Source organism: Acinetobacter sp. YH12134 (genome assembly GCF_013418555.1).
Classification (GTDB): domain Bacteria; phylum Pseudomonadota; class Gammaproteobacteria; order Pseudomonadales; family Moraxellaceae; genus Acinetobacter; species Acinetobacter indicus.
Genome location: NZ_VPBT01000002.1, coordinates 287,556 through 294,233 on the forward strand (window position 1 = coordinate 287,556; position 6,678 = coordinate 294,233).

Sequence of the window (6,678 nt, forward strand, 5' to 3'; positions counted from 1 at the left end):
TATTTCATTTTGTCCGCATTATAAGCAGTAAATATGACAGTTCAGTTCATCAAACTGTCATATTTTAACCAATTTATACCTCATGATGCGGCAATACAAACTCTACATCACTACGATGGCCATTTTTCATGAGTGCCAGTGCAATCGTCAGCGGCGGCTGTCCTTCATAAATTACATCATACAAGGCGCTGGTAATTGGCATATACACATCCAGCTCTTCAGAACGCGCTTTGACCTGCACAATGGTATTAATCCCTTCTGCGGTCTGGCCCAGTTCCTGTGTGGCCTGTTCCAGGGTTTTGCCTTTGCCCAGTGCAAACCCGACCTGATAGTTACGACTCAGTGGACTGCTACAGGTGGCAAATAAATCACCGACACCTGACAGACCGAGGAATGTCAGCGGGTTGGCGCCCAGCTTGACCGCAAAACGGCTCATTTCAGCTAAAGCACGGGTTAAAATCATACTTTTGGTATTTTCACCGACGTTATACGCGGCGGCCATGCCCATGGCCACGGCATAAATATTTTTTAACGCCCCACCAAGTTCCACCCCGTGTACATCATCACTACCGAATACACGGAATAAAGCACTATGGAGTGCCTGCTGCACCGCATAACGTACCAGTTCTGACTGGCTGGCAATCACGGTTCCGGCAGGCTGCCCGGCTACAATTTCTTTGGCCAGGTTCGGGCCAGACAGCACCCCATACGGCACTTCCGGCAATTCGGCACGAATAATATCGCTCATAAAGCAGAAGGTTTTGGCCTCAATACCCTTGGTCAGGGACACCACCGCTTGCGAGGTGATAAACGGCTTAATCTGCTTCAGCACATCACGAAAAGAATGACTTGGAATGGCGACCAGAATAATATCTCGGTCGCGCACCGCCAGTTCCAGATCCGATACTGCTTTTAAGCCCGGCTCTAAAGGAAAATCTGGCAAATAGCGTTTATTGATATGAGTGCGGTTAATTTCTTCAGCGGTGGCTTCATCCCGAATCCAGATCATGGTATCGCAGCCGTTACGCACCGCGGTATTGGCCATGGCGGTACCAAAACTGCCCCCACCCAAGACGGTAATTCTTAATGCGGTTTTCTGATCAATATTGACCGGTTCTACCAGACTGGCAAAATTCAATTCTGACATTATTTTTATATCCTCAGCCGTATGCGATGCTTATTCCGTCCAGTAACTGACATAGGCGTCAGTCTGAATGTCCGCACGCGGCGCAATCGCTTTTGCGGCAGTTCCAATATAGATGATGCCTGAAATTAAATCATCTTCATTTAATTTCAAAGCTTTTTTCAATAATTTTGATTCAACCACGGCACCACTGCGCCACATACTGGCAAAGCCCTGGGCCTGCAAAGACAGCAGGAAATTCTGTACCGCCGCCCCGGTACTTAAGGTTTGCTCAAAATCCGGAACTTTAGGATGCGGCTGGAATTTGGTCAGTGCCAGCACCAGTAATGGCGCCCGAAAAGGATGATGTTTCACACGTTCCAGCTGCACCGCATCGGTCTGGCCCAAATCGGCCAGGGCCTGTACCAGCAATTCGCCAAAGGCTTCACGGCGCTCTGCCGGAATTACCACAAAACGGGTCGGTTTTAAACGATGATGATCAGGCGCGGTCAAGGCTGCCTGAAAGGCACGCTCCAGCTGCGCTGCATTCGGTGCCGGCTCGACCAGATGCCCAATCGACTGACGTTGATGAATATTCTGATGAACCGTAGCTTCCACTGTATCCGTCATTGGCTTATATCTATCTGTAAAATCTGCTTCAAGATTAGCATAAACCACAGAATTTACTCTATTTGCGTTGGGTTATTTGTATGAATCCTGAGTTTTAATGGCCGGCTTATCTGTCACAGAGCCACTATATAAAACTGCATTTCTTTACAGCTTCTACAAACTCTAAAAGTGTAGATATGTTTAGATAGATGACTGATTCAACAAATAAAATATGGGGACTACATATGAACAAGCTGATTGGTTTAAGTGCTGCAGCCACCGCTGCGCTGTTTTTTACCGCCTGTGCCTCAAACCCGACCTCTTCGCTGGCAATTCAGAAAGAAAATAATCAGTACGAAGTCACCGGTTTAGGGAAAAGCAATATCATCTCCAAAAACAACGCAATTAGTGCGGCCAACAAAACCTGTGGTAGCCGCGCTACACCGGTGGTGGTCGATGAACAGACCACTTATAACGGCGCTTTAAAAGGTGTGGTCGATGAACAGACCGGACAGATGATTCAGGCTGCCGCGACTGTACTCGGCACTATCTCGGGTCGTAATGCCCAGCTGGCGCAGGATGATGATTATCAGACCGTACTCACCTTCCGCTGTCAGGCCAACTAATCTGAACGTAATCAAAAGATGAAATAAAAAATGGATCAGTTCCTTTTGGGCTGATCCATTTTTTATTTCATGTGGGTAGCTGCCTCAGCACCCACCCAGCAAATCAAAACCTAGCAATAACCATCTAAACGGGTTAATGGCAGTTTTTGCCCGATGGCTTTTTCAATTTCTGGCAAATAGAAGGCATCATCTTCGGCCAGGAAACTGATACTCACCCCACGCGTACCAGCACGACCGGTACGACCAATACGGTGTACATAGTCATCTGACTGTTCTGGCAAGGTAAAGTTCACCACATGCGATACACCATCGACGTGAATGCCGCGTCCGGCGACATCGGTGGCAATCATGATGTTGTGTTTGCCATTTTTAAACTGGTCCAGCATTTTCAGGCGTTTATCCTGGGCAATTTCACCAGATAGCATCACCACTTTATAGCCATCACGTTTCAGATGGTCATACAGACGGCGCACCTGATCGCGGCGGTTGGCAAAGATCATGACTTTTTCAATCGGCTCGTCGCGCAAAATATCTTGCAGCAGTTTATATTTGTCTGAATTCGACACCATATATACGCGCTGCTCGACATCGGCATTGGTTTTCTTTTCCGGTTCAATTTCGACAGTCACCGGTTCAAATAACCATTGCTGGGCCAGATTCAGCACATCATAGCTAAAAGTGGCCGAGAACATTAAAGTCTGACGCTGCTCTTTACGCGGTGAAAAACGCACAATCCGTTTTACCGATGGAATAAAGCCCATATCCAGTAAACGGTCGGCTTCATCAATCACCAGAAATTCCAGCTGATCCAGCCAGACTTCTTTTTGCTCGACAAAGTCAATCAGACGACCCGGGGTCGCGACCATAATGTCGACAAAGTTTTTATCCAGCTGCGCTTTTTGCTTGTCAAAATCGACACCGCCCAACAAAGTCACCACATGCAGGTCAGTAAACTTCACCAGCTCTTTGGCATCGCTTTCAATCTGTAAGGCCAGTTCACGCGTCGGTGCCAGAATCAGGGCACGCGGCTCACCACGGAAACGCTGCTCTTTCACAGGATTATTCAATAAGTCATTGATTACGCTAATGAGGAAGGCAGCGGTTTTGCCGGTACCGGTCTGGGCGCGACCAATGGCATCATGTCCAGCCAAAGTAAATTTTAAAACCTTTTGCTGAATGGGCGTCATTTCCTTAAAACCTAAGGCCGCAATAGCTTGTCTCAGTTTCGGATGTAAATTTAAGGTTTCAAAACCAGATGACATAAAAATGTGCTCTAACTTATTAATCACAAAAACGTATCATATTATAAACAAAAAACGCCCCAATAGATGGAGCGTTTTTCAGATTAATCCAACGATTAGTCTAAAGGTTGTACTTCTTCCGCTTGGAAGCCTTTTTGACCTTTAACTACGCTGAACTCAACACGTTGACCGTCACGAAGTGAACGGTGGCCTTCGCCTTGAATCGCACGGAAGTGAACGAATACATCGTCGCCGCCGTTACGTTGAATAAAGCCAAAACCTTTAGTGTCGTTGAACCATTTAACTACGCCTTGTTCACGAGCTGTCATAAGTTAATCCTCATTGATTAAAAAGAAGGACCACCCGGTGTTGCAAACAGCAGAGTAAACAAAGTTTAAAAATATTTTTATTTCTAAGCTTGTAATCATTCTGTATAACTATTAACAAAATCCCGGTTACATCCAATTTGTAATAGGGCGACAAACAACAACTGCCTATCTCAAATCCTAAATACGCATCGAGCTTAACACGGGTTTATGACAAATAATAGATTTTTTTTGATTTATCTTATTCAGAATTCATGCTTTTTTTGACAAAGTTAATTCAAGATTTTTCAATGTTATATTTTGATAAAAACCGCAAATAAACTTTAGATTTGGCATCAAATTTGCTAATATTTTGAGTCCTTTTTTAAAGACCCGATTAAAGCAGATTATGGACAACTCTGTCGATGAAATGATCACCATTGATGCGATGGGACAACCCTGCCCCATGCCCTTACTGATGCTAAAACGCGCTTTAAAAAAAACCGGCGCCGGACACTTTCTGCTCAAGTCCTCTGACCCGCATAGTCAGCAAGATGTCAGCCGCTATTGTCAGATTCACCAGTACGGCTGTGAATTGACACAAATTTCTGCCAACGAGTTTCATTACTTTATTGAAATTAAATAATTTTCAATTAAAGTAAACAGCATGCATTGGCATAAAACTTTACATTTCTCTACCTTTTTTCCTTAATTTGCAAGGATATTGGTATTAAGATGAAATTTACAGGTAATACGACCCACCGATCCTATAAGGAGAACTCATGAGTGACAGCCGCAATCAGTTGATGCCCCTGTCATTATCTGCGCCAGGCGTAAATCTCGGTGCTTATATTAGTACCGTCAATCAAATTCCTATTTTAACGGCTGAACAAGAAAAAGAGTTAGCTGAACGTTATTATTACGATCAAGATTTAGATGCAGCAAAAATGCTGGTCATGTCGCATTTGCGATTTGTAGTCCATATTGCGCGTAGTTATGCAGGTTATGGTTTGCCACAAGGCGACCTGATTCAGGAAGGCAACCTCGGTCTAATGAAGGCCGTGAAACGCTTCGACCCGAATATGGGCGTGCGTCTGGTGTCATTTGCCGTGCACTGGATTAAAGCCGAGATTCACGAATACGTGATCCGTAACTGGCGTATTGTTAAAATTGCCACCACCAAGGCACAGCGTAAACTGTTCTTTAATTTACGCAGCCTGAAAAAATCCAGCAAAAAACTGACGCTGGAAGAAGCCAAGTCGATTGCCAACGACCTGAATGTCACTCCGGAACAGGTCCTGGAAATGGAAGGCCGTCTGACCGCTTATGACGCGGCTTTCGAAGCGCAAAATGATGATGAAAGTGAAAACACTACCCATGTTGCGCCGGCGCTTTATTTAGAAGATAACCGTTACGATCCGGCCCGTCTGGTCGAAGATGAAGATTATGAGGCACAAAGTACCTCTGCCCTGCATGAAGCCATGGAGCAGCTGGATGACCGTTCGCGTAATATCTTGCAGCGTCGCTGGTTAGATGATGATAAATCGACCCTGCATGAACTGGCAGCTGAATATAATGTTTCTGCGGAGCGTATTCGCCAGCTTGAAAAAAATGCCATGGAAAAAATTAAAGTGGCAATGTCATCTAACTAAGTGATGATTCCAGAGTGCTAAAGTTAAAAAAGGGCGATCTGCCCTTTTTTGCTGTCTGTGCTTGCTGAAACCGGGCGATGATCTTAAAGAAATCCATTTTCTTCCCCCCTAAAATCAAAAAGCTGGATTCAATACCACTGCTGTCCCATAGTTTGCTTTAAATAAAAAAACCTGAGTCCTAACAGTTAAAATATGAGTGCAAACAAACACTTTAACGACCAGGATTCAGGTTTTGTCACATCAGAATACCGTATTTCATGAGCTAATTAAACCTGTTGTGCGACAGGATTTTGAACAACTTGCTAAAGTACACCATGTTGGACAGAAATTTAGAGCGGCTTCCCGGTGGGATCAGTTTATTGCCATATTGATGTCTCAATTCTCTTGTAGGCAAAGTCTGAGAGATATTCAATCCAATTTGGAGTGCCAACAGGAAAAGCTAAGTCATCTCGGAGCAAAATCTATTCCCCGAAGCACGCTGGCACGAATCAATGAGCAGCAGCCTGCTGCCTTGTATCAACAGCTATTTTACAAGTTGCTTAAATACTATGAACACTCAAAAGTAGCTCATAAATTTCGCTTTAAGAATCCCTTGTATTCCTTGGATGCCAGTCATATTGACCTGTCGCTTTCCTTATGTGAATGGGCCAAAGTTCACGACTCAAAAGCCAGCATGAAACTCAGTATAGGATTGAATCACAGCAATGATATTCCTGAGTTTGTTGCAGTTGAAAATGGCAAAGAAAATGACATGGTACAAGGCCGTAAATTCCAGTTTCCTGCTGGCAGCATTGTAGTTTTTGATAAAGGCTATGTCGATTACCAATGGTATGCAAATCTGACTGCTCAAAACATTGGATTTGTCACACGTTTTAGGCCTAAATCTGTGTATCAGGTGATCCAGCAACATCCAGTGCTTGAATCCAAAGGTATTCTAAAAGATGAAACCATTCAGCTGAATAGCGCACATGCCCTAAAAAGAAAAGCCCCAGTGATAAGAAGAATTGAATATAGAGATCAGCAAAGTGGCAAGCACTTTAGCTTTCTCAGCAATAACTTTCATTTAGCCGCCTCCACCATTGCGGCGATTTATAAAGATCGTTGGAAAGTTGAGCTGTTCTT

8 protein-coding genes are annotated in these 6,678 nt (G+C 44.4%); 4 read left to right on the forward strand and 4 right to left on the reverse strand.

Annotated elements, in window-relative coordinates; all coding sequences use genetic code 11:
• Positions 1-73: 73 nt before the first annotated feature.
• Complete coding sequence (locus FTU69_RS02915) at positions 74-1,147, reverse strand: NAD(P)H-dependent glycerol-3-phosphate dehydrogenase (protein ID WP_005177113.1); 1,074 nt, start codon at positions 1,145-1,147, stop codon at positions 74-76.
• A gap of 30 nt (positions 1,148-1,177) precedes the next feature.
• On the reverse strand, positions 1,178-1,753 hold the full coding sequence (locus FTU69_RS02920; protein WP_104471847.1) for a nitroreductase family protein: 576 nt from the start codon (positions 1,751-1,753) through the stop codon (positions 1,178-1,180).
• Positions 1,754-1,977: 224 nt separating this feature from the next.
• On the opposite strand from FTU69_RS02920, the gene FTU69_RS02925 reads away from it, so the two are divergent.
• Positions 1,978-2,358: a hypothetical protein gene (locus FTU69_RS02925; protein ID WP_104488774.1), complete on the forward strand. Its 381-nt coding sequence runs from the start codon at positions 1,978-1,980 to the stop codon at positions 2,356-2,358.
• Between the two features lie 110 nt (positions 2,359-2,468).
• On the opposite strand, the gene rhlB is transcribed toward FTU69_RS02925, so the two are convergent.
• The gene (rhlB, locus tag FTU69_RS02930; RefSeq protein ID WP_005177106.1) at positions 2,469-3,620 is read right to left on the reverse strand and encodes an ATP-dependent RNA helicase RhlB; all 1,152 of its coding nucleotides are present in this window, start codon (positions 3,618-3,620) and stop codon (positions 2,469-2,471) included.
• Between the two features lie 95 nt (positions 3,621-3,715).
• On the reverse strand, positions 3,716-3,928 hold the full coding sequence (locus tag FTU69_RS02935; RefSeq protein WP_005177104.1) for a cold-shock protein: 213 nt from the start codon (positions 3,926-3,928) through the stop codon (positions 3,716-3,718).
• Between the two features lie 385 nt (positions 3,929-4,313).
• Between FTU69_RS02935 and FTU69_RS02940 the strand changes: the two genes are divergently transcribed.
• From FTU69_RS02940 to FTU69_RS02950, 3 genes are all read left to right on the forward strand, one after another.
• The gene (locus FTU69_RS02940) at positions 4,314-4,550 is read left to right on the forward strand and encodes a sulfurtransferase TusA family protein (protein WP_005177103.1); all 237 of its coding nucleotides are present in this window, start codon (positions 4,314-4,316) and stop codon (positions 4,548-4,550) included.
• Between the two features lie 136 nt (positions 4,551-4,686).
• The gene (gene rpoH, locus FTU69_RS02945) at positions 4,687-5,556 is read left to right on the forward strand and encodes an RNA polymerase sigma factor RpoH (RefSeq protein WP_005177101.1); all 870 of its coding nucleotides are present in this window, start codon (positions 4,687-4,689) and stop codon (positions 5,554-5,556) included.
• Between the two features lie 232 nt (positions 5,557-5,788).
• The coding region (locus tag FTU69_RS02950; protein ID WP_180103455.1) for an IS4-like element ISAbe18 family transposase at positions 5,789-6,678 on the forward strand (890 nt) is incomplete at its 3' end.

Excerpts from the sequence above, each read along its gene's own strand:
- FTU69_RS02915 (WP_005177113.1), bottom strand. The coding sequence starts at position 1,147 with ATGTCAGAATTGAATTTTGCCAGTCTGGTAGAACCGGTCAATATTGAT.
- FTU69_RS02920 (WP_104471847.1), bottom strand. The coding sequence starts at position 1,753 with ATGACGGATACAGTGGAAGCTACGGTTCATCAGAATATTCATCAACGT.
- FTU69_RS02925 (WP_104488774.1), top strand. The coding sequence starts at position 1,978 with ATGAACAAGCTGATTGGTTTAAGTGCTGCAGCCACCGCTGCGCTGTTT.
- rhlB (WP_005177106.1), bottom strand. The coding sequence starts at position 3,620 with ATGTCATCTGGTTTTGAAACCTTAAATTTACATCCGAAACTGAGACAA.
- FTU69_RS02935 (WP_005177104.1), bottom strand. The coding sequence starts at position 3,928 with ATGACAGCTCGTGAACAAGGCGTAGTTAAATGGTTCAACGACACTAAA.
- FTU69_RS02940 (WP_005177103.1), top strand. The coding sequence starts at position 4,314 with ATGGACAACTCTGTCGATGAAATGATCACCATTGATGCGATGGGACAA.
- rpoH (WP_005177101.1), top strand. The coding sequence starts at position 4,687 with ATGAGTGACAGCCGCAATCAGTTGATGCCCCTGTCATTATCTGCGCCA.